21 protein-coding genes are annotated in these 20,609 nt (G+C 58.7%); 13 read left to right on the top strand and 8 right to left on the bottom strand.

Features of this window, described 5'->3' with window-relative positions:
* Nucleotides 1–99: 99 nt before the first annotated feature.
* On the top strand, nucleotides 100–1,077 hold the full coding sequence (locus GSR16_RS07390) for a potassium channel family protein (protein ID WP_159876001.1): 978 nt from the start codon (nucleotides 100–102) through the stop codon (nucleotides 1,075–1,077).
* A gap of 114 nt (nucleotides 1,078–1,191) precedes the next feature.
* Here GSR16_RS07390 and GSR16_RS07385 read toward each other — a convergent pair whose 3' ends face one another.
* Together GSR16_RS07385 and ppnP are read right to left on the bottom strand one after the other, a co-directional pair.
* Nucleotides 1,192–2,784, bottom strand: a complete 1,593-nt coding sequence (locus tag GSR16_RS07385; RefSeq protein ID WP_240902621.1) for an EAL domain-containing protein — start codon at nucleotides 2,782–2,784, stop codon at nucleotides 1,192–1,194.
* Nucleotides 2,785–3,240: 456 nt separating this feature from the next.
* Nucleotides 3,241–3,552 carry a pyrimidine/purine nucleoside phosphorylase gene (gene ppnP / locus GSR16_RS07380; RefSeq protein WP_159875999.1) on the bottom strand — a complete coding sequence of 104 codons (312 nt, stop codon included), beginning with the start codon at nucleotides 3,550–3,552 and terminating at the stop codon, nucleotides 3,241–3,243.
* A gap of 131 nt (nucleotides 3,553–3,683) precedes the next feature.
* Between ppnP and GSR16_RS07375 the strand changes: the two genes are divergently transcribed.
* Nucleotides 3,684–4,280: a hypothetical protein gene (locus GSR16_RS07375; protein ID WP_159875997.1), complete on the top strand. Its 597-nt coding sequence runs from the start codon at nucleotides 3,684–3,686 to the stop codon at nucleotides 4,278–4,280.
* 4 nt (nucleotides 4,281–4,284) lie between these two features.
* On the opposite strand, the gene GSR16_RS07370 is transcribed toward GSR16_RS07375, so the two are convergent.
* Nucleotides 4,285–5,436: an HD-GYP domain-containing protein gene (locus GSR16_RS07370; protein ID WP_159875995.1), complete on the bottom strand. Its 1,152-nt coding sequence runs from the start codon at nucleotides 5,434–5,436 to the stop codon at nucleotides 4,285–4,287.
* Between the two features lie 164 nt (nucleotides 5,437–5,600).
* On the opposite strand from GSR16_RS07370, the gene GSR16_RS07365 reads away from it, so the two are divergent.
* A complete protein-coding gene (locus GSR16_RS07365) occupies nucleotides 5,601–6,446 on the top strand; it encodes a dienelactone hydrolase family protein (RefSeq protein ID WP_159875993.1) in 846 nt (281 codons plus the stop codon).
* A 6-nt stretch (nucleotides 6,447–6,452) separates the two neighbouring features.
* On the opposite strand, the gene GSR16_RS07360 is transcribed toward GSR16_RS07365, so the two are convergent.
* Nucleotides 6,453–7,553, bottom strand: coding sequence for an HD-GYP domain-containing protein (locus GSR16_RS07360; RefSeq protein WP_159875991.1), 1,101 nt, complete (start codon nucleotides 7,551–7,553; stop codon nucleotides 6,453–6,455).
* A gap of 139 nt (nucleotides 7,554–7,692) precedes the next feature.
* Between GSR16_RS07360 and GSR16_RS07355 the strand changes: the two genes are divergently transcribed.
* The 4 genes from GSR16_RS07355 to GSR16_RS07340 all read left to right on the top strand — a co-directional run bounded on the left by GSR16_RS07355 (nucleotide 7,693) and on the right by GSR16_RS07340 (nucleotide 10,227).
* Nucleotides 7,693–8,292, top strand: coding sequence for an HD domain-containing protein (locus tag GSR16_RS07355; RefSeq protein WP_159875989.1), 600 nt, complete (start codon nucleotides 7,693–7,695; stop codon nucleotides 8,290–8,292).
* A 245-nt stretch (nucleotides 8,293–8,537) separates the two neighbouring features.
* Nucleotides 8,538–8,741 (top strand): cold-shock protein, encoded by a 204-nt coding sequence (locus tag GSR16_RS07350; protein ID WP_045845074.1) that lies wholly within the window; start codon nucleotides 8,538–8,540, stop codon nucleotides 8,739–8,741.
* Between the two features lie 102 nt (nucleotides 8,742–8,843).
* Nucleotides 8,844–9,398, top strand: coding sequence for a DUF1415 domain-containing protein (locus GSR16_RS07345; protein WP_159875987.1), 555 nt, complete (start codon nucleotides 8,844–8,846; stop codon nucleotides 9,396–9,398).
* 79 nt (nucleotides 9,399–9,477) lie between these two features.
* Entirely contained in the window at nucleotides 9,478–10,227 is a 750-nt protein-coding gene (locus tag GSR16_RS07340) for a hypothetical protein (RefSeq protein WP_159875985.1), read from the top strand.
* 126 nt (nucleotides 10,228–10,353) lie between these two features.
* Here GSR16_RS07340 and GSR16_RS07335 read toward each other — a convergent pair whose 3' ends face one another.
* Complete coding sequence (locus GSR16_RS07335) at nucleotides 10,354–10,929, bottom strand: lysophospholipid acyltransferase family protein (protein ID WP_159875983.1); 576 nt, start codon at nucleotides 10,927–10,929, stop codon at nucleotides 10,354–10,356.
* 117 nt (nucleotides 10,930–11,046) lie between these two features.
* Here GSR16_RS07335 and GSR16_RS07330 point away from each other — a divergent pair, with 117 nt between their 5' ends.
* Complete coding sequence (locus GSR16_RS07330; RefSeq protein WP_159875981.1) at nucleotides 11,047–11,469, top strand: superoxide dismutase family protein; 423 nt, start codon at nucleotides 11,047–11,049, stop codon at nucleotides 11,467–11,469.
* 25 nt (nucleotides 11,470–11,494) lie between these two features.
* Here GSR16_RS07330 and pflA read toward each other — a convergent pair whose 3' ends face one another.
* Nucleotides 11,495–12,268 carry a pyruvate formate-lyase-activating protein gene (pflA, locus tag GSR16_RS07325; RefSeq protein ID WP_159875979.1) on the bottom strand — a complete coding sequence of 258 codons (774 nt, stop codon included), beginning with the start codon at nucleotides 12,266–12,268 and terminating at the stop codon, nucleotides 11,495–11,497.
* 72 nt (nucleotides 12,269–12,340) lie between these two features.
* The gene (gene pflB / locus GSR16_RS07320) at nucleotides 12,341–14,599 is read right to left on the bottom strand and encodes a formate C-acetyltransferase (protein WP_159875977.1); all 2,259 of its coding nucleotides are present in this window, start codon (nucleotides 14,597–14,599) and stop codon (nucleotides 12,341–12,343) included.
* Between the two features lie 477 nt (nucleotides 14,600–15,076).
* Between pflB and GSR16_RS07315 the strand changes: the two genes are divergently transcribed.
* A complete protein-coding gene (locus GSR16_RS07315; protein ID WP_159875975.1) occupies nucleotides 15,077–15,715 on the top strand; it encodes a hypothetical protein in 639 nt (212 codons plus the stop codon).
* A gap of 15 nt (nucleotides 15,716–15,730) precedes the next feature.
* On the opposite strand, the gene GSR16_RS07310 is transcribed toward GSR16_RS07315, so the two are convergent.
* A complete protein-coding gene (locus tag GSR16_RS07310; RefSeq protein WP_159875973.1) occupies nucleotides 15,731–16,279 on the bottom strand; it encodes a hypothetical protein in 549 nt (182 codons plus the stop codon).
* A gap of 190 nt (nucleotides 16,280–16,469) precedes the next feature.
* On the opposite strand from GSR16_RS07310, the gene GSR16_RS07305 reads away from it, so the two are divergent.
* From GSR16_RS07305 to msrB, 4 genes are all read left to right on the top strand, one after another.
* Complete coding sequence (locus tag GSR16_RS07305) at nucleotides 16,470–17,636, top strand: PQQ-dependent sugar dehydrogenase (protein ID WP_159875971.1); 1,167 nt, start codon at nucleotides 16,470–16,472, stop codon at nucleotides 17,634–17,636.
* A gap of 69 nt (nucleotides 17,637–17,705) precedes the next feature.
* On the top strand, nucleotides 17,706–19,073 hold the full coding sequence (locus tag GSR16_RS07300; protein WP_159875969.1) for a deoxyguanosinetriphosphate triphosphohydrolase: 1,368 nt from the start codon (nucleotides 17,706–17,708) through the stop codon (nucleotides 19,071–19,073).
* A 22-nt stretch (nucleotides 19,074–19,095) separates the two neighbouring features.
* Complete coding sequence (locus tag GSR16_RS07295; RefSeq protein WP_159875967.1) at nucleotides 19,096–19,731, top strand: histidine phosphatase family protein; 636 nt, start codon at nucleotides 19,096–19,098, stop codon at nucleotides 19,729–19,731.
* A 68-nt stretch (nucleotides 19,732–19,799) separates the two neighbouring features.
* Nucleotides 19,800–20,198: a peptide-methionine (R)-S-oxide reductase MsrB gene (gene msrB / locus GSR16_RS07290; RefSeq protein WP_159875965.1), complete on the top strand. Its 399-nt coding sequence runs from the start codon at nucleotides 19,800–19,802 to the stop codon at nucleotides 20,196–20,198.
* The last annotated feature ends 411 nt before the right edge of the window (nucleotides 20,199–20,609 follow it).

Below are 20,609 nucleotides of genomic sequence, written 5' to 3'. Positions count from 1 at the left end.
CCGCCCACGGCGACCCGGCCGGCGACAGCCAACTCCGCATGTCGCAGTCATGCGGAGCAGCTATAATGCCGCATTTCCCAGCGGCATTCCCATTCACTCATGCGTCAAAGCTTCCCGCGTAAACTCGTATTCCTGAGCAGCCTGGTTTTTGCCGCCCTGCTGTTCGGCACCTCCGGCTACATGCTGATCGAACACTGGGACTTCTCCGACAGCCTGTTCATGACGGTCATCACCCTGGCCACCATCGGTTACGGCGAAACCCATAACCTGTCGCTGGAAGGCCGCTATTTCACCATTGCCCTGATCGTGTTTGGCACCGGCGTGGTCGGTTACGGCATTTCCTCGCTCACCCTGATGCTGTTTCAGGGCGACCTGCCGCTTTATCTGAGACGAAAGAAAATGGAAAAACTGATCACACGCATGCGTGGCCACACCATCATCTGCGGCCTGAGCCATACCGGCCGCTATGCGCTGGAGGAGCTGCTGGGCACCCAGCATCAGGTGGTGGTGATCGAGAAGGACGAAACCAATACCATGCTGCTGCAGGAGCTGGATATTCCCTTTATCGTCGGAGATGCATCCGAGGATGAAAACCTCTCCGCCGCTGGTATTACGCATGCCCGCGCCCTGATTTCCTGCCTGAGCGCCGATGCTGATAATGCCTTTGTGGTGGTCACCGCCAAAAGCCTGAACAGCAAGGTGCTGGCCGTGGCAAAAGCGGAGAACGAAAGCTCGCGCAAGAAGCTGCTGGCGGTGGGTGCGGACAATGTGGTGATTCCATCCCACTTGGGCGGCATGAACATGGCCAATATCGTGGCTCATCCGGAAACCCTGCACTTCTTCGAGCACCTGCATCACCGTTATCCCAACCAGTTTCGCGCTCAGGTTCATGTTCTGGACGAGCGCTGGGAAGGCCTGCCGCTGGAATGCTTCCTGAAAGACGGCTTTGACGGCAAAGCCATGGTGATTGCACTGGAACGCAGCCCAGGCGAGGTCGAGTTTTCTCCCGGCCCGGAAATCATCATGCACAGCGGGGAATCCTTACTGCTGATCAGCACCCAGACTCCCAACACCTAGCAGACAGCACAAGGGCCGGGTGCAACCCGGCCCTTGTCACCTCATCCCATTATCAGCACGCAGGCAGCATGGCACCCCGCCACATTGCCAGCAATCCTGCCACTCCAGCCAAGCTCAACGATCTGTTGCTTCGCTACGGCCTGTCGCCATGGCGGCAACAGACGGCACCCGGTCCTGAGTAATGCCGGAATACAGCCACTGACGAAAATGGTTCAGCGTCATCGGCTTGCCAAAATAAAAACCCTGCAGAAACTGGAAGCCCTTGACCGACAGATAGTTCTGCTGCCCTTGGGTTTCCACCCCCTTCACGATCACCTGCACCCCCAGCTGATGCGAGGTTTGCAGCAGTCCATCCAGAATATTGGCCTTGAAACTGTCCTTGCCCAGCGCCGACACATAGCCCTTTTCCACCTTCAGATAATCAAATCCCCAGCGGCGCAGGTAGTTGCGGTCGGCATGGCCGATGCCAAAATCATCCAGTGCCAGCTTCACGCCCATCTGGCGCAGGTCCTGCACCACCCGGTGGGTAACCTGATGCTCGGGCAGCGGAAAGCGCTCCGACACTTCCAGCACCAGCACGGCTTTTTTCTCGCGCAGTACTGCCAGCAGAATCTTGCAGTCTTCCACCAGATCCGGCATGCCCAGATGCTCGGCAGCAATATTGATACCAACCAGGAAGCCAGGCGGCAATGCAACTTGCTTGAATTCCTTGCTGACGCGGCGGATCAGGTAACGGGTCAATGGCACAATCAGCCCGGCATCTTCGGCGGCAGGAATGAACAGGTCGGAACGAATGGCACCCTGTACCGGATGACGCCAGCGGGCCAGCACCTCTACTCCGATGCATTCACCGTGCTCCGCCGTGACAATGGGCTGGTAGTGGGTAAAGAACTCGCGGTTACGAATGCCCTGGGCAATTTCCCAAGAGCTGGAATTACGTGCCAGTTGACGACGCAGCAAAGCCCAGCCCAGTGCCACACCGGCCAGGGCAGCCAGCAACAGGGTGTCCAGCCGGCGCAACACCGAATGCTGCACCACCTCAGCCCAGGGTTCCCGCACAACAACTTCCAGCAAGCCATCCTGTGTAGCAGCCTGATAACTCAGCCCTTGCCCGACAGCATCATCCACCGCATGCACCGTACCGTCCGCAGCCAGATACTGCGATCCCATCCTCACCCCGGCCACGACACCGGTACTGCCAGGCTGCAACAAGGCGGCCAGCGATACCGCCCCCAGCTCCAGCATGCTACCGCCATTACCCTGATGCTGCAGCACAAATGCCGGGCTGCCAGCCTGAGAGCTGCGCAAAATCAGAGTAGAACCTGCGGCTACGGCAGGCGGATTATCAATACGGGAAATATCCGAGGTACACACCCGGCCATCCGGCGCAGTACGCAACGCATAGCGGGCATGCGGCGTAGCCTGGACAACAGCGGCCAGCAAACGGGAGGTCAGCTCACAGTTGCTACCGGGCGCAATCGCATCAATACGGGCCAGGGCGGTATTGGCTTGCGCAAACTGCAGCTCCAGCTGATGTGCAATGGTAACGGCCCGCTGCTGCAGATCAGCACGGTCCTGCAGATACGCCGCCCCCAGGGCCAGCAGCCAGCCAATCAACAGACAGGCGCATACCGCGACGGGATAGACCACCGCCGGTTTGGCAGACAATACATGGCGCGACCACTGCGCCCCGAGCCTTTTAAGCATCCACTTGTTCCAGTCACCACGCCCATGGCTGGTTTATCACGACAGCGTACCCCCATCGGCCACTGTCTGGTTATTGTCATCATAGCTCTTATTGCCCCCAACCCAAGCTGGATCGGGCTTGCAAGGATATCCTTTCGGATAAGTAAGGAAAAGCGTAGTTTTGCTTACAACCACAGGCGATCATCAGCAACATCACCATGACAAATGCAATAACACAGCATGCCGCAGCCTACCCTCGACAGGCAGCAGCCATTTGCTCAGCAGATATCGCCACAAGACAGACACCGGAATAACGGCAGAAAGAGGAAGGATGGCAGTCGCCAGAACGGAAAAGAAAGACGGCTGGTTGTATTGCAAGTGGCAAGGCAGAATCACCCGCTCAGGACTGCCAGATCACACTGCCCCGCCAGCAAACGTGGCAAGGCAATGTGCGGTATCGGATTCAGACGGTGATAATCAGCCGAAGTGACAAACGTAGTGCAGGGTTTCCAGTACTTCGATCTGGAAGGAGCTGTCCCCCGGCACATTGAAGCTCTGGCCACCCTGATAGTCGATAGCTTCGCTGCTGCCGGCCAGGGTGATGCGGCACTTGCCTTCCAGCAGCTCCATGATTTCGGGAGCGCCGGTATTGAACAGCAGCTTGGACGGCAGGATCACGCCCACCGACTTGCTGGTGCCATCGGCCAGTGTAATGCTGTGGCTGACGCATTTGCCATCAAAATAGACATTGGCACGCTTGGCCACACTGACATTGTCGAACTGATCCATGGGTATCCTTTGCTCGTGTTTTTGTTATCAACGATAAAATGATCGGCTAGCATACCCGAATCCACCATAACGGCAAGATGCAGACCGGCACGCGCCATCTTGCTTGCCATCTCGACAGGGAGCGAAGACTCATGGCCATTATCCAGCGCTACAGCCTGCTGCTGACGCCATTTCTACTAGCCGCCTGCAGCACCATGGCTGACCGCCTGCAAGGCAGCATCACCCCACCTCCGGGCTATGGCTATGCCATCGTCTCGCTGACGGCCAAGGCTTTTGATCAGGACTCGGCCAATACCGGACTGCATATTGCCGACAGCAGTGGCCATGTGGTGGCCAATGGCCGCGCCAGCATGAATACGGACACCGTGTTCGGAGAAGAAGGCATGAGTCCGGTAGACGGCAGGCTGCTGCTGTTTGCTCTGCCGCCAGGGCATTATCAGGTAGCCGATGCCTGGGGTAACTGGGTGGAAGAATCAGGCTGGGGCAGCCAGTGGCGCTCGGTCACGCTGCCGGTCCAGGCTGGTTTCGACATCAGTGCCGGCAACAGCGTGTATCTGGGAGAGGTGTTTCTGGATTTGTCCATGCGGCCGGAACTGAAGCTGAGCAATCAGCAAAAGCGGGACTTCGGCCACATGCAACGGGTATGGAAGGTCAATAATCTGAGCACTGTTCGCATCAGTCCCCTGCAAACCTCCGGTAGCGAACAGGTGGCACCGGCCAGCCACTGACAGCCTAGCCCAGCCGCGAGGTCCACAGCCGGGTGAGATAAGCAGGATTGACCGCGGCCGTCGCAGCGGCAACCGGCTCCAGTACCCGGCAAGTGCTCTGGCGGGTATCTCGCAGCAAGACATCAGCATAGGGCGGGCCATCCACCTTGCGCAGGGCAGCCACCCGCGGCTGATTGGCCTTGTCTCCGCTGTGAGTGACCACGGCAATTTCATTACTGGCCAGGCGCACGAAACTGCCGGGTGGGTAGATACCCATTTCCTTGATCATCAGCGCAACCAGCGCCGGCTCAAACCGCCCCAGCTCGCCACGGAACAGGCTGGCCATCACTTGCGAAGGCAGCACGGCAACATCGCTGTGGAACTGTTCGCACAGCAGGTCAGCCAGTGCCAGCAGGCGCGCATCGGGATGGATGTCATCACCGCGTAGTCCGGCCGGATAGCCCTGACCGTCATCCTGCTCATGGTGCGTTTGCACCAGCATGTGCCAGTGTTCATCCACCACTCCCGCCTCGCGCAGAATGGCCGAACCCAGTACCGGGTGTGCCACCAGCGCTTCCTGCTGAGACAGGCTTAGCGCCTGACGCTGGCTACCCAGCTGATTCAGCAACTGGCTGATGGCCACATTCATCGACATGGCAGCACATACCAGGCTATGCAGACGCGCCGGCTCCAGCCCCTGGCGCCGGCCCAGCAGGGCCACCAGGGTGGCCACCTTCAGGCTGTGCGACTTCACCGGCACCAGAAACAGCGACGCCAGCAAGCCATCGCGAAAACGCTGGGTAAGCTGCAGCAGCTCGTCCGCCATTTCTTCCAGCCGACCTCCCAGGCCAGGTACAGCCAGGCCGTGCAACAGCAAAGCCTCCAGCCTCCCGGCCATGAAGCCTACCTCCACCAGCGGATTCTTCGGTGCCATGGCCGCCGCTTCGCGCTCGCGCTGGGCAGCACGGTCCAGCCGTTCGCGCTCCAGCCTTACCGCCACTTCCTCGGCATCGCCGTGTGCCACATCCATCAGGCGTTCGCGCTGCTCTGGCGTCAGGACATAATGCCCCTTCTTTAACAGCAAAAAGCCATTCTTGGCATAGACATCAACCGGGAGCTGCTCCCCTACGCGCAAAAAGCTGCCGGGAAGTTTTATCTTGGAGGGTGGCTGGGACATGGTGGTGACTGAGATAACGTATCTAGACTACAGTTTAGTCAAACAGAGGCCATTGCGCCGACAAAGCAGGCAAGGAGCAACAATCGAGCGGCATTGTCGCCAAGCGCGTCGCAAACCACAAGTCCCGGCGGTATGCCGGATACAACCACGGGAGCATTCTGTTCATGCAAGCATTCGACCCACCACGTCGTGACTTCCTCAAAGGTGCACTGGCTGCCGGCTTCGCCCTGGCGGTACAGCCTGTCGCCGCCAGCAGCATCATCACCGACACCCTGTCACTGGATACCGGCCTGACCGGCATTGCACTGGATGATGGCATTCTGCCTGTCTACTTTGCCCATCCTGCCGGCCAGACAACCGGCATGCCCATCATGCTGGTGGTACAGGAAATCTTTGGTGTGCACGAGCATATCCGTGATATCTGTCGCCGTCTGGCCAAACTAGGCTATCTGGCCATTGCCCCGGAGCTGTATTTCCGGCAGGGCAATCCAGCAGAAAGCAGCAACATCACCACCATCATCAGCACGATTGTCAGCAAGGTACCGGACCAGCAGGTCATGCAAGATCTGGACGCCACCCTGGCCTGGGCCGGTCTGCATGGCGGAGACGTGAAGCGGGCGGCCATCACCGGCTTCTGCTGGGGTGGACGCATCAGCTGGCTATACGCCAGCCACAACCCCGACTTGAAGGCCGGCATTGCCTGGTATGGCAAGCTGGTGGGCGAGCACGACCCGATGACGCCAAGCCAGCCCGTTGACCTTGCCGCCAATCTTGCCGTACCGGTACTCGGCCTGTATGGCGGACAGGATGGCAGCATCCCGCAAGACAGTGTCAACACCATGCGCAATGCCTTGCAACAAGGCCACAGCGGCTCGCAGATCGTGGTGTATCCACAAGCCGGACACGCCTTCAATGCCGACTACCGCCCTTCATATAATGCAGCGGCAGCACAGGATGGCTGGCAGCGCATGCAAACCTGGCTGGACAGCCACGGTATGGCGGTACGCTGAAACCGCTTAGCTTGCCGCCTGCTCCAGCATGCGGCGCAGCACCTGATTGAAGGGATCAAGCCAGGCACGCTCGAATTGATCATCCGCCGCATTCAGCTCGGCGGCCGCGCGCAGCATGGAGCGGCGCTGCCCGCGATGGGCATGCTTGAGCATCACGGCCTCGAAGGCATCCACCAGCGCCAGAATGCGCGCTCCCTGGCAGATCTCGCCGCTGGCGAGGCCGTATGGATAACCCTCACCATCCGGTGTTTCGTGGTGCTGCATCACCATCAACGCAGCCCCCTCCCAGCCAGGCATACGCCCCATCAGGCCGGCCACCCAAGCCGGGTGCAGTACCATCAGGCGGCGTTCGTTTTCGCTGATGCTACCCAGCTTGAGCCACACTTGTTCGGGCAGAAACATCATGCCGACATCGTGCATGTACACGGCTGCCTCCAGCTGTTCGGCATCCACCCAGCCGCCCGCCTGGCGATTCAGTTCCAGTGCCAGCCGCAAATTGCGCTCGGTACGGCCAACAAATTCCGGCATGCGCTGTTCCAGCTGGAAAGCCAGCGTACGAAACAGCAGCATGTCCTGCTGACGCGACTGCGCCACCGATTTGCCGGCAGCCACCGCCACCGGCGCATCGCTGCTACCCTGCGCACCAACCATGGCCGCAATCAGCCGTGAACAGGTGGCCAGCACTGAAGGCAATGGCGCACTTTCCAGCGAGCACAGTGCATCTAGCAGATTATGCATCTGTGCCACATCCACCTTGCGAGCACCGGCAACCTGAGCCATCACCAGGTCCAGCCGATCGAGCACCAGCAGCAGCACATCACCCATGACTTCCTGATACACCAGCTCGCCACTGCGCAAACGTGCCAGCAATCCTTCCAGCGCATGGGCAAACGGCACCACAAACATCACCCGGCACAGACCCGCATCGCCTTTTATCGTGTGGACCAGGCGAAACAGATCGCCAATCAACTCGGGCGAGCGCGGGTTCTGGCTCAGCTGTGAAGCCAGCTTTTCAATCTGCGGCGCGTAATCGGACAGCACATCGCGGAAATCCTGAAAGCCTTCCGCGTCTTCCCGCACAAACAGCAATTGCTCTTCTTCGCTCATGGCATGCTCACGGTGTGACCAGATGTCATTGCACTATAAATCATCAGATTGACTCCAACCGATTCAATCCCTTGCCGCGTGTCAAAAACAGCGGAGTATCATGTGCGCCTTTCCCGTGACTTTGCCGGAGTATCCAGCCATGCCCGCCCCCTTCATTGCCTTGCAACAGCAAATCGACTTCATTCTGGAAGTCGACAAACTCAAATCCGTACTGCGCAAAACCAAGCCAGTCGGCCTCGAGCGCTATGAAAACTCGGCGGAACACAGCTGGCAGGCCGCCTTGCTGGCCCTGGCCATGACCGAACATGCACCGGTGGCACTGAATATCGACAAAGTCATCCGCATGCTGCTGATTCACGATCTGGGAGAAATAGATACCGGCGATGTAATTGTCTATGCCGCCACCGACAATGCCGAACGCGAGGCTGAAGAATTGGCAGCCATACGCCGTATCTGCGGCCTGCTGCCAGAACAACAGGCTGCCGGGCTGGTGGAACTATGGCAGGAGTTCGAGGCACGCCAGAGTGCCGAAGCACGCTTTGCCCGTGCAATGGACCGGCTGATGCCCATCCTGCTCAACCTGAACCGCCAGGGACAAAGCTGGCGTGAAAACGGCGTCAGTAAGCAGCAGGTACTGTCCATGGCTGCCAGCAAGGTCAGTGATGGCTGCCCACTGGCAGGCCAGTGGCTACTGCAGGCGCTGGACGAAGCAGAAAAACAGGGATTTTTTGGCGCGTAAAACCGTCACCAGGCCAAATAAACCACAATCAATACAATGTTTTTGGTCAGGACTGATCACAGACGGGGCGGATAGCGCGCAGAAAATACTTGCCAACATTCGCAACAATGGGCAGTATGCCTGCCTGCAGGATGCTCAAGTTGTGGATGTGTAGTTGTCGTAGTGGCATTTAGTCCGTACCTCAGTCGCCATTTCCCTTGAACTTCATGCGTTTTATCAACTTGCTCGTTTTGAGGATAAACAAAATGGCAACCGGTACCGTTAAGTGGTTCAACGACTCCAAAGGTTTTGGCTTCATCACTCCGGATGAAGGTGGCGATGACGTATTCGCTCACTTCTCCCAGATCAATGCCAAAGGCTTCCGCACCCTGGCCGAAAACCAGCGCGTAAGCTTCGACATCGTCGATGGCCCGAAAGGCAAGCAAGCCTCCAACATCCAGCCGCTGTAATCTTTTAAAGATTACTCGCTGATGAAAACCCGGACTCGTCCGGGTTTTTTGTTTTCCAAGCTTCACCGCCGTATATCACCCCAGCCATTCGGACCTAGCACCATGCAAACGCCAACCCACGAAGAAGCCATTACCAGCACACGCGAATGGCTGGAAAAGGCCGTCATCGGCCTGAATCTCTGCCCCTTTGCCAAATCGGTTTATGTCAAAAACCAGGTACGCATTGTCGTAAGCGACGCCACGGAACCGGCGCAACTCGCCGAAGAGCTGGCGCGTGAGCTGCGCCTGCTGGCCGATACCGACCCGGAAGAAACCGATACCACCCTGCTGGTACACCCTTATGTATTGCAGCGCTTCCTGGATTTCAACGAATTCCAGGATATCGCTGACGCCATCGTCGAAGAACTGGAACTGGACGGAGAGCTGCAGGTTGCCAGCTTCCATCCGAAATTCCAGTTTGACGGCACCGGCATCAATGATGTCAGCAACTACACCAACCGCTCGCCCTGGCCTACTCTGCACCTGATTCGCGAAGCCAGCATCGATCGGGCCGTGGAAGCCTTTCCGGACGCCGAAGCCATCTTCGAAAAAAATATCGAAACAGTCACCCGCCTTGGTGTAGATGGCTGGCGCGCCCTGTTCGCCACCAAGTCCTGACACCTGGCCTACTTGCTTGAGTGCAGGCAACAGGGTAAAACGGCTCATCTTCACTTTTACACGCCAGGCGTGCACAGCCATGAAGATGCTACGCTTTGCCCTACTCTTGCTGCTGGGCCTGCTACTGGCCGGCTGCAGTAACGCGCCAGTACGCAAACCGGTCAAGGGGGACGATTTCAGCTCTGCCGAACTGGGTCAGAGCGCAGCCAATCGCATGGCCAACCTGGCCATGCGCGACAATCTGGCCAGCCTGCAAACCTTGCTGGACAAGCTTTATCGCCGCAACCCGTCGCAATGGCAAAAAGCAGGCTTCAGCAGCCGCGATGCCGCCATCTCCCAAGTCATGAACGCAATCCGGCAGAATCAGCCCCTGCCCAGCCTGGGACAGGTGCGCTCCACCGCCGCACTAAGCACTGCCTTTGATCCGCAATTTGGCGGCGACCGCGTAGGTACGCTGGTATTCGGGCTGGGCAGCATGCTGGTGGAGGTTTATGGTGGTCGTACCGAACTGTATCTGGTACACGGGCTGAATGCCCAGCAACTGGCCAATGCCGCCTACAATGTCGAAGTGGCCTCCTGGCTGCTGGGGCGCAGGCAGAATCCGGACGGCAGCCCCATGCTGCTGGCCAATGAAATCACACCACAGCTGCGCAATCTGAGCTTTGAACGCGAAATGTCCAAGATCATTGCACGGCTGGAGTTGCTGGCCGAGCTGTCCGATGAAAAGCTGCGCCGCAGCGCCATCGACTTTGGCCAGTCCTTGCTGGCCGCACCCTTCCTGCAGTTCATCCCGGTGCAAGCAGCCACCAGCGCAGCCCCCGTTCCCTGAAAACAAGCCGTCACCATGCAACAGGCCCGCAGCAACTGCCTGCGGGCCTGTACCGATCAAGGCATCCGGCAACCAGTACTCTCTCGATACAGCTGCGGATGGCAAGGTGTGTTTTTACGACCCCGCCTAGTGCTGATCAGGATACTTCCCTACCTTGTCCTGATAAAAGGCCTGGATTTGCGGGATGTCCACCGCGATGTCGCCAGAGGGATAAAACACCGGGCCGAAGCCGCATACCTTGTGTGCATAATCCATATAAGCCAGCGCCACCGGCACCTGCGCACCGCAGGCGATGTGGTAAAACCCGGTCTTCCATTCCTTGACACGCTGACGGGTGCCTTCCGGCGGAATGGCCACCACCAGCTTGTCGGAACGCTGGTATACCTCCACCATCTGCTGCACCAGCGAGTTGCTGCGGCTGCGCAGTACCGGAATCCCCCCCAACCAGCGCATGAGCGGTCCCATCGGCCCCCAGAACAAAGTGTGCTTGCCCATCCAGTACAGCTTGGCACGCAGGGCAAAGCACACGCCCAGCGTCAGCGGGAAATCCCAGTTACTGGTATGCGGTGCAGCAATCAGCACGTATTTGGGTAGATCAGGAAAGTTGCCATCAATGCGCCAACCATGCAGGCGCAGCAGGAAAATGGACAAGGTGCGCATCAGGTCGCGCAGGATTGGCGTGTCGAAAATGGTGTAGTGCATGAGCCCGGCATAAGGGCAGGACTCACTGACGGGACGGCTGGCAGCCTCCTGTCAGAAGCCTGCCTTGACGATGGAAAAGGCGGACTGTACCGGATATGGCTACAGGGGTAAATCAGAATGATGCAGCCGACCGCAGCCACACCGGTTCGCCACAATACACCATCAACTGCGCTGCAGGATTTCTTTAAGGTCTTTCTGCACATCCCAGTAGGTGACATCAGCATCATAGACCCCAAGGCAAGTGGGTTTGGCGAGGTAGCGCTGGGCATTGCGACTATCCATGGAGCAAAACAGCAAGCGCTCCTTTTCCCAGATGACGATGCACTGGCCTTTTTTGGAAAGCCGGTCGATCAGGGTACTGATCTGTTCGCTGATCACCCGGGAAGACAGATTGCCGGTTTGCTTGCCGGCTTTGCACGGTTCTTTATTCATCGCTTCGGACAATCATTTCAGGGTTGTTCAATGACCTACCCGTCGTATTATCCTGAGCTGAGAAACAATACCTATCAGAAGTTTCGGAAAGATAGCCAGAACCTTTAACCCATACCCTGGTTCTCCACCCGCCTCAACAGACAGTCAACCCTCGCGCAGCAAACAAGGCCCGGGCCGCATCCACTGCCGCCGAAGCGGCGGCCGGGGTGTTGGCCAGCGGGTAGTCCAGTCCAAGTTCTGCCCATTTGGCTGCTCCCATCTGATGAAAGGGCAAAACCTCCACCCGTTGCACGATACTGCCCAGACTGGCTGCGTAGTCTGCCAGGCGGGCGATATCAGCCGCGCCATCCGTCAAACCCGGCACCAGCACATAGCGCAGCCACATCGGCTTGCCCAGCCGCTTTAGCCGCTGGGCAAAATCCAGCGTCGGCTGTAGCGCCTGTCCGGTAATCAGCTGATAGCGCACCGGGTCGCTGTGCTTGATGTCCAGCAATACCAGATCGACCTGGTCAAACCAGGCATCATCCACATTGGCATGCAAGAAGCCCTGGGTATCCAGCGCGGTGTGCAGGCCGTAGCGCTGCTTGATGGCAGTGAATAGTGCCCCGACAAATTCTGCCTGCATCAGCGGCTCGCCACCGGATACAGTCACGCCACCGGCAAATTTGAGAAAGCCGGCATAGGGTGCGATTTCCGCCACTGCCTGTTCCACCGTCAACTGCCTTCCCGCATGCAGCTTCCAGGTGTCCGGGTTGTGGCAGTACTGGCAGCGAAACTGGCAGCCGGACATGAAATAGACAAAGCGCATGCCCGGCCCGTCCACTCCGGCACCGCTTTCGGTGGAGTGGACATAGCCGGTCAGCTCACCCTGACTGAGCGGCACATGCACCACATGCTGCTGGGTCATGAAAACTCCCGATGAAAAACCCGCCCGTCAGCATCTGCCGGCGGGCGGGTGGGTGGACAAACCGTGACTGGCTTACAGGCTGCCGTGGAAGGTACGGTTGATCACATCCAGTTGCTGTTCACGCGTCAGTTTGACGAAGTTCACCGCATAGCCGGACACGCGGATGGTGAGTTGCGGGTACAGTTCCGGATGCTCCATGGCGTCCAGCAGGGTTTCACGGCGGAACACGTTCACATTCACATGGAAACCGCCGGCAGCGGCAAAGCCATCCAGACAATGCGACAAATTGGCAACGCGGTCCTCTGCGGTATGCCCCAGCGCATCCGGCGTTGCCGATGCGGTCCAGCTGATGCCATCCAGCGCGGCGGCATAGGGCAGCTTGGCCACCGAGGCACCGGCAGCAACAAAACCATGCACGTCACGACCGTTCATCGGATTGGCACCCGGTGCAAACGGCTCGCCAGCGCGACGGCCGCACGGGGTGTTACCGGTTTTCTTGCCATACACCACATTGGAAGTGATGGTGAGTACCGACTGGGTGGGCGTGGCATTGCGGTAGAAATACGGCTGGGCCTTGATCTTCTGCATGAAAGTTTCGGTCAGCCACACTGCCATGCTGTCCACCCGGTTGTCGTTATTGCCATAGGCCGGATAATCGCCCTCGATGCGGTAATCCACAGCCAGCCCGTCTTCATTACGGATGACATGCACGCGCGCATGCTTGATGGCCGACAGCGAATCCGCTGCCACCGACAGCCCGGCAATACCGCAGGCCATGGTGCGCAGGATGTCACGGTCGTGCAGCGCCATCTCGATACGCTCGTAGGCATATTTGTCGTGCATGTAATGGATGCAGTTGAGCGCTTTCACATAAGTGGCGGCCAGCCAGTCCATCATCTTGTCAAACCTGGCCATCACCGTGTCAAAGTCCAGCACATCATCGGTAATCGGTTCAAAGCCATGCGCCACCACGGCACCGCTCTTTTCATCGCGACCGCCATTGATGGCATACAGCATGGCCTTGGCCAGATTGGCACGGGCACCAAAGAACTGCATTTGCTTGCCGATGCGCATGGCCGACACGCAGCAGGCAATGCCGTAATCGTCGCCCCAGTAGGGCCGCATCAGGTCGTCGTTTTCGTACTGGATGGAGCTGGTATCGATGGACACCTTGGCGCAGAAATCCTTGAAGCCCTGCGGCAGCGCGGTGGACCACAATACGGTGAGGTTGGGCTCCGGTGCCGGCCCCAGGTTGTACAGGGTATTGAGGAAGCGGAAGCTGTTTTTGGTCACCAGCGTGCGGCCATCCTCACCCATGCCGCCAATGGATTCGGTCACCCAGGTGGGGTCGCCGGAGAACAGCTGGTCGTATTCCGGGGTCCGCAGGAAGCGCACGATGCGCAGCTTGATCACCAGATCATCAATCAGCTCCTGTGCCTGTGCTTCGTTCAGGATGCCTGCCGCCAGATCACGCTGGATATAGATGTCGAGGAAGGTGGCAATGCGGCCCAGCGACATGGCGGCACCGTTTTGCTCCTTCACCGCCGCCAGGTAGGCAAAGTAGGTCCATTGCACGGCTTCGCGCGCATTTACCGCCGGACGGCTGATGTCGTAGCCGTACTTGGCTGCCATTTCGCGCAGCTCATCCAGCGCACGGAATTGTTCGGACAGCTCTTCACGCTGACGTAGCACGTCTTCGGTGAATACGGCGTCGTCCAGTTCATGGAAGGCTTGCTGGCGTTCCTTGCGCAGGAAATCGGTACCGTACAGGGCGACACGACGGTAATCGCCAATAATGCGGCCACGGCCATAGGCATCCGGCAGGCCGGTGATGATGCCGGATTTGCGCGCGGCCAGGATTTCCGGGGTATAGGTATCGAACACACCCTGGTTATGGCTCTTGCGGTATTTGCTCCAGACTTCCTTGATCACCGGGTCCAGGGTAAAGCCATAGGCAGCCAGCCCGGCTTCCACCATGCGCAAACCACCGTTTGGCATGATGGCGCGCTTGAGCGGGGCATCGGTTTGCAGGCCGACAATCAGTTCCAGCTTGGGATCGATATAGCCCGCATCGTGGGCGGTAATGGAAGTGCCACGGTCAGCCGATACATCCAGCACACCCTTTTCCCGCTCCTGTTTCAGCAATTCGCCCAGCGCAGCCCACAAGGCCTGGGTGCGTTCGGTAGCGGCGGCAAGGAAACTGGCATCGCCAGCATATGGTTGGTAATTGCGCAGGATGAAGTTGCGTACATCGACACGGGTTTGCCAGTCACCGGCGGCAAAATCCCGCCACGGGTCAGCTTGTACGGCTTGTTGAGCAATCGATTCCATGACTATCTCCTGATTGAAGCCCGAAATTGTTCTCTATGGAAACAATACTACATTCGATATCGAAAATAACAGCTTGATGCAGATCAAACCAGGACCGCACAAAGCGCCCTGACTGCCCAACAGGGAAAATCCAGCCCCCGCCTGAGCGGCAAGGCGTCTGGCACCGCATGCGCAGACCTGTTGATAATCAACACCATAGCAGCAAAAAAGGCAAAATGCATGCCTTGCAGGCGCACCTGCCGTCTTTTGCCGCCAAAGCCACAAGCACCTGCAGCAACAGCACAACGACCCCGCGCGCAGAATAAGGCCACTCAGTAACGAGCAGGCTAATATGTTCGGTTTCAAACATTAATGTTTTTCATAGTGAATGTTAACTACAGGTGATGCGCAAGAATATATGTAGCATTACTACGATAAAAAACAGGAACTCTTGCCGCTCCAGACACTCTGCCATCGTTCACAGCACCAGGAGCCATCATGATCTCGCACAGAAAAGTCATGGCCATGACAGGGCTTTGCCTGCTGACCGCCTGCAGCCAGCAACAAAGCGAACAGGTACAGCAAGCGGCCTCAGCCGCCATCGGCGTAGCCCACAATAGCCTGCAAGCCAGCAGCGCACCGCTTGCCGTACTGCGCCAGCAGGCAAGCAATGTGACGGCAGAAGCCAAGCAGCAGGCGGCAACACTGCTCACGGAGAATCCGGCACTGGGCAATGCCATGGCCATCCTGAAACAGGCATCAGGCAAGGTGGATGGCAAGCAGCAATGGCAGGCGCTGGAACACAAGGTAGGAAAGTACCCGGCCGACATCGGTCTGTACCAGACCGGCGTGGTGGCGGAGGCGTTGCGGCAACTGCTGGGCAGCAAATTTGCCGTGTTCCAGCAGAACATGCAGGTCAGCGGCCCGCTAAGCCGGGACCAACTGCTCTATGTCAGTGGCAACAAGCCGCACGAAGGCGGCAGCGAGATGGCCTACCTGCTGCTGGACCCAGCCAGCAGGCAGCTGGAAGTCGGCCTCATCGAACAAGGAAAACTGACGGTGTATCGAAGCGGCCCGGCCCTGTATCGCCCGGCGGAAATCACCACCATGCTGAGTAATGTCGATGGCCAGCCCTGACAACGACCGGCAGCGCTAGCGCGCCAGCCCGCGGGGCCACAGCCGGCCGGTGTGCTGCATATACTGGCGATAGGCATCACCCAGCCACTGCAGCAACAGGCCCTCCTCCCGCCTTACACTGCGCCCATAGCTGAACAACAGGGCAAGCACACCGCCACTGCCCACCAAGCCATCCTGCACCAGCAGGAACTGGGCCAGCGCCGCCAGCCACAGGGCCGCATACAGCGGATGGCGAATACGCTGATAAACCCCGCCCGGCCATGGCTTGCGCTGCGCATTACCCAACAGCACATCATGCTGGCTACGCCAGAACAGCCAACATGCATACGCCAGCATCAGGCAGCCCACCGGCCCGGCCAGTGGTGACAGGGCCAGCGAAAACCGGTGCGGCCAGCCCGGAAACGAGGCCAGCAAGGGCAGGATTACCATGCCAAGCAGCACAGGCCAGCGCAGGATGCACTGCCCCACCAGCAGGTGACTGCTACGCCGCAGCAATGGCCGGTATGCAAACCGCGTCAGCACCATTACCCCCACACCGCATAGCTGAATGATTGCCCACAGCATGACATCACCTCGCTCATTTGTTAATGACAATCATTATCATTTACATGCACAATCATCGCAAGCAGATTTTATCGGCTCAAGCCCCCCACCACCCCTGAGCTGATCGCACGGCAAGGGCGACTTTCCGGCAGGCCCTTGCTATTGTTGCTGGCAGCATCCGGCTTGTGCCGGTGCTTCCCGGAGAAAACGCATGCATGTCCGTCACCTGCTTATCCTTGCCTGCCTGATGCTGCCCCTGTCGGCGCAAGCTGCCGAACGCTGCCCTCGGGCGGCCCCACCCGGCATGCACGTCCTGCCCGGCCTGTGCGCCGAAATCATTGCCAGCGGCCTGAAAATGCCGCGTGGACTTGCCATCCTGCCGGACGGCAAGCTGCTGCTGACCGAAATGACACGCTGGGATGCCCCACAAGGCCGGCTGCTGCAACTGGAACCCAAGAACGGCAGCTGGCAGCAGACTGTGCTGCTAAAAGGGCTGGACCGTCCGCACGGCGTGGTGCAAGGACCGGATGGCAAGGTTTACGTGGGAGAAGTGGGACGCATCATCCGCTTTGACCTGGCAACGCCACAACAACGCGAAACCGTCATCAGCCTGCCAGCGCGCCAGCGTCATCCGCTCACTACCTTTGCCCTGGCCGGCAATGGCGATCTCTACGTCAATATCGGCAGCTCATCCGACAATTGCGAAACCGCATCGACAGCCGAGCAGGCAAGCGGACGCTGCCCCGAGAGTGAGCAGGACCGGGCCGGCGTGGTATGGCGCTATCACATCGATAACAATGGCAAGGTCAGCGATCTGGGGGTATTTGCCCGCGGCCTGCGCAACAGCATGGCACTGGGCGTGCATCCGCGCAGTGGCATCCTGCTGCAGGCAGAAAACAGCCGTGATACCATTCAACTGAAACTGCAGTTGCCCAACGACAATGAACTGCCACACGACGAGCTGAATCTGCTGCAAGCCGGCAAGCACTATGGCTGGCCCTTTTGCTACGACAAACAGGTGGCGGCACCGGAGTTTCCCGCCTACGACTGCAGTCAAACCACTCCCCCCTACCGCCTGTTACCCGCACATGCCGCACCATTGGGACTGACCTGGTGGCTGGGGCCCAAGGCCGCGCCACGCTTTGCCGGCTGGCTGATTGTCGGCTTTCATGGCTATCGCCAGCATGGCCACCGCCTGATGGCCTATCCGACCGACCGCCAGGGCCTGCCCACAGGCCAGGGGCTGGAACTGATCAGCAACTGGAAAGACCGCAAAGGCCCCGGCGGCCCGGTAGAAATCCGCGCCGGTGCCGACGGCGCACTCTACATTACCGAAGACCGCCACGGCCAGTTGATCCGTCTGTATGCCCTGCCCTGAGCGGCAAGCTGCTTTTCCCCGGGCGGCAAAGCCCATATCATCGCTACATCCAACCTGCCACGGCCTGCCATGACCCAGCACCAGCAACAACAATGGACTGCCCTGCTCTCCACCCAGCGGTTCAAGGTGGTACAAGGGGAAATCAAGCCCACCCGCACCCCGGCTACCGATGAAGGGAGCGCCGGCCTGCGCAGCGACTTCCACATCGACCATGACCGGGTAGTGTTTTCCAGCGCCTTCCGCCGGCTGGGCCGCAAGACCCAGGTGCATCCGCTGGCCCAGAACGACCACACCCACAACCGCCTCACCCACAGCGTGGAAGTGGCCAGTGTTGGCCGCAGTCTGGGCAACCGGGTTGGCGTGATGATGCAGCACGCCGGCGTCATGCCTGCCGGCTACAGTCCCTTCGATATTGGTGCGGTGGTGCAGGTAGCCTGCCTGGCACACGACATCGGCAACCCGCCGTTTGGCCATACCGGCGAAGATGCACTGCGCGACTGGTTCCGCGATGCGCGTAATGCGCATTTCCTCACCACGCTAGATGCCGCCCAGTTGCGCGATGTGCAGACCTACGAAGGCAACGCCCACGGCCTGCGCATGCTAGCCACGCTGGAAATGTACAACCATGAAGGCGGCATGCGCCTGACTGCCGCGGCACTGGGTGCGCTGATCAAGTATCCGTGGACATCCGACGCACCCAAGGCACTGGTGCGCGACAAGTTCAATATCTACCGTACCGAGCTGGCCTATTTCGAGCGCATTGCCACCGAGCTGCAATTACCGCGCAAGGGCGAACTGGAATGGAGCCGCCATCCGCTGTCTTACCTGATGGAAGCGGCCGACGATATCTGCTACGCCATTCTGGACCTGGAAGATGCGGTGGAAATCGGCATTCTGGACGTACACGAATTCGAAGGCCTGTTCGCCCGTTTTACCGAATACGAAAAAGTGTGGAACCTGCACGACGTGAAGCAGAAATGCGCCACCTTGCGCGGCATCGCCATTGGCCGCTGCGTGGCCGAAGTGGCGCAAAAATTCATGCTGCACCACAACGCCCTTCTTGCTGGCGAATTTCCGGCCAAGGACCTGATCAACCTGACGGATGCCGAGGTACAGGAAGCACTGATTCAGGCCAAGGAACTGGCCAGCAACAAGGTATACCGCCACCGCACCAAACTGGTTACCGAACTGGCCTCCTACCCCTGCATTGCGGCCATCCTGGACGTGCTCATCCCTGCCGTGCACGCCTTGGTCACCCGTGGTGCAGAACAGCTGACCCCGCGCCAACACCTGGCCATGGGGCTGCTGGAACAGCACGTCAAGACTGAAGACAGCCTGTACCAGGCCTATATGAAGGTACTGGATTTTGTCGGCGGCATGACGGACAACTACGCCGCCAACCTGGCGCGGGAAATCTCCGGCGTCGGCATCCTGTAATCAACCCAAGCCGGACACCTTCATGCACACCACCCGCTTCTGCCTGATCCGCCACGGTGAAACCGACTGGAACCGCGAGCGCCGCCTGCAAGGCCATCTGGATATCCCGCTCAATGCGCGCGGCTTGCAGCAGGCCGAACAGCTGGCCGCCGCACTTGGCAGACAGCAACTGCAGTTTGCCGCGCTGCATGTCAGCGAGCTCACCCGCGCCCGCCAGACCGCCAGCGCCATCAGCCGCCAGTTGGGCCTGCCGCTGCAAACCCACCCCGCGCTAAAAGAACGGCATTATGGGGCCTTCCAGGGGCGCACCTTCGACGAAGCACGCGAGCATATCCCGCACATTTACCGGCTGCACCAGGAGCGAGACCTGCATTTTGACCTGCAAGGCGGCGAAAGCCTGCACGCCTTCAGTCAGCGCATCATGCACTGCATGCAGCAACTAGCGGAGCAACATCCGGGGGAGCAGATTCTGGTGGTCAGCCATGGCGGCGTGCTGGAGATGGTGCACCGCACCGCCAGTGGTCAGGGACTGAACGGCGCACGCAACTTTCCCATCCCCAATGCAGCACTCAACTGGGTCAGCTATCGGGATGGCTGCTGGGAAATTGAAAAATGGGCCGACGAGACCCATCTGGACAGCAGCCTGGACGAACTGTAAGCCTGCCACGCGTCAGATCAAGCCAGCAGCCACGACCAACAGCCACAGCCCCACCTCAAGGAATGGCCATGAACGACCCGAAATCCATCAGCGATGCCGACTGGCGTACCCGGCTCAGCCCGGAACAATACCGTGTCGCCCGCCAGGGCGGCACCGAACGCCCGTTCAGCGGCGAACATTACCTGCGCACCGAGCGCGGTGACTATTACTGCATCTGCTGCGGTAGCCTGTTGTTCCACTCCGATACCAAGTTTGATGCAGGCTGCGGCTGGCCCAGCTTCTGGGCCGAAGCGGCCGGCGAGCGCATTACCCGCCTGCGCGATACATCACACGGCATGCTGCGCGTAGAGGTGCGTTGCACAAACTGCGATGCCCACCTGGGCCATGTATTCCCGGATGGCCCGGAACCCACCGGCGAGCGTTACTGCATCAACTCCGTCTGCCTGAATTTCAAACCAGCCGACTGAGCCACAGCTGCTGTATGGACTCTAAGTTATTGAAGTTAATAACTTTATACTTGGAAATTTGCACCAGAATTGGGCGCCCCAAGAGGGGTGGCCCAAATTTTTTTGCCTGTTTTCCCCCTCTTACATATTGCGGCTTTTCACTAGACCTCACTAAGTCCCTAGTCATTTATTCTTCTGAATCGCTCTAAAAAATATTTATTTTTATCACTTCAATGTGCCAAAAATGCAACATTTCCAACTATGGGTGGAAACCATCAAATATATACGATGAAAAATGCATATTTTGGGTACTAAGCTTGGCTGTAGTTTAGTGGAGTACTAATTCAACTAAACAAATTTAAACCCGTTCTCTAACTGCCGTTATCTCTCAAAATGCATAAGAAATTTGGATTTATCTAAAAAATGGCCAAA

The organism is Aquitalea denitrificans, assembly GCF_009856625.1.
Classification (GTDB): Bacteria; Pseudomonadota; Gammaproteobacteria; order Burkholderiales; family Chromobacteriaceae; genus Aquitalea; species Aquitalea denitrificans.
Note: the sequence above shows the minus strand (reverse complement) of the source record. Positions and strands in the feature narration are given on the sequence as shown.

Bases quoted from the DNA above. Each gene is read 5' to 3' on its own strand.
- GSR16_RS07365 (WP_159875993.1), top strand. From the start codon at position 5,601: ATGCAAGCATTCGACCCACCACGTCGTGACTTCCTCAAAGGTGCACTG.
- ppnP (WP_159875999.1), bottom strand. From the start codon at position 3,552: ATGGATCAGTTCGACAATGTCAGTGTGGCCAAGCGTGCCAATGTCTAT.
- GSR16_RS07300 (WP_159875969.1), top strand. From the start codon at position 17,706: ATGACCCAGCACCAGCAACAACAATGGACTGCCCTGCTCTCCACCCAG.
- msrB (WP_159875965.1), top strand. From the start codon at position 19,800: ATGAACGACCCGAAATCCATCAGCGATGCCGACTGGCGTACCCGGCTC.
- GSR16_RS07390 (WP_159876001.1), top strand. From the start codon at position 100: ATGCGTCAAAGCTTCCCGCGTAAACTCGTATTCCTGAGCAGCCTGGTT.
- GSR16_RS07335 (WP_159875983.1), bottom strand. From the start codon at position 10,929: ATGCACTACACCATTTTCGACACGCCAATCCTGCGCGACCTGATGCGC.
- GSR16_RS07310 (WP_159875973.1), bottom strand. From the start codon at position 16,279: ATGCTGTGGGCAATCATTCAGCTATGCGGTGTGGGGGTAATGGTGCTG.
- GSR16_RS07340 (WP_159875985.1), top strand. From the start codon at position 9,478: ATGAAGATGCTACGCTTTGCCCTACTCTTGCTGCTGGGCCTGCTACTG.
- GSR16_RS07360 (WP_159875991.1), bottom strand. From the start codon at position 7,553: ATGAGCGAAGAAGAGCAATTGCTGTTTGTGCGGGAAGACGCGGAAGGC.
- GSR16_RS07355 (WP_159875989.1), top strand. From the start codon at position 7,693: ATGCCCGCCCCCTTCATTGCCTTGCAACAGCAAATCGACTTCATTCTG.
- GSR16_RS07295 (WP_159875967.1), top strand. From the start codon at position 19,096: ATGCACACCACCCGCTTCTGCCTGATCCGCCACGGTGAAACCGACTGG.
- GSR16_RS07330 (WP_159875981.1), top strand. From the start codon at position 11,047: ATGATGCAGCCGACCGCAGCCACACCGGTTCGCCACAATACACCATCA.
- pflA (WP_159875979.1), bottom strand. From the start codon at position 12,268: ATGACCCAGCAGCATGTGGTGCATGTGCCGCTCAGTCAGGGTGAGCTG.
- GSR16_RS07370 (WP_159875995.1), bottom strand. From the start codon at position 5,436: ATGTCCCAGCCACCCTCCAAGATAAAACTTCCCGGCAGCTTTTTGCGC.
- GSR16_RS07305 (WP_159875971.1), top strand. From the start codon at position 16,470: ATGCATGTCCGTCACCTGCTTATCCTTGCCTGCCTGATGCTGCCCCTG.
- GSR16_RS07375 (WP_159875997.1), top strand. From the start codon at position 3,684: ATGGCCATTATCCAGCGCTACAGCCTGCTGCTGACGCCATTTCTACTA.
- GSR16_RS07315 (WP_159875975.1), top strand. From the start codon at position 15,077: ATGATCTCGCACAGAAAAGTCATGGCCATGACAGGGCTTTGCCTGCTG.
- GSR16_RS07345 (WP_159875987.1), top strand. From the start codon at position 8,844: ATGCAAACGCCAACCCACGAAGAAGCCATTACCAGCACACGCGAATGG.
- GSR16_RS07350 (WP_045845074.1), top strand. From the start codon at position 8,538: ATGGCAACCGGTACCGTTAAGTGGTTCAACGACTCCAAAGGTTTTGGC.
- GSR16_RS07385 (WP_240902621.1), bottom strand. From the start codon at position 2,784: ATGCTTAAAAGGCTCGGGGCGCAGTGGTCGCGCCATGTATTGTCTGCC.
- pflB (WP_159875977.1), bottom strand. From the start codon at position 14,599: ATGGAATCGATTGCTCAACAAGCCGTACAAGCTGACCCGTGGCGGGAT.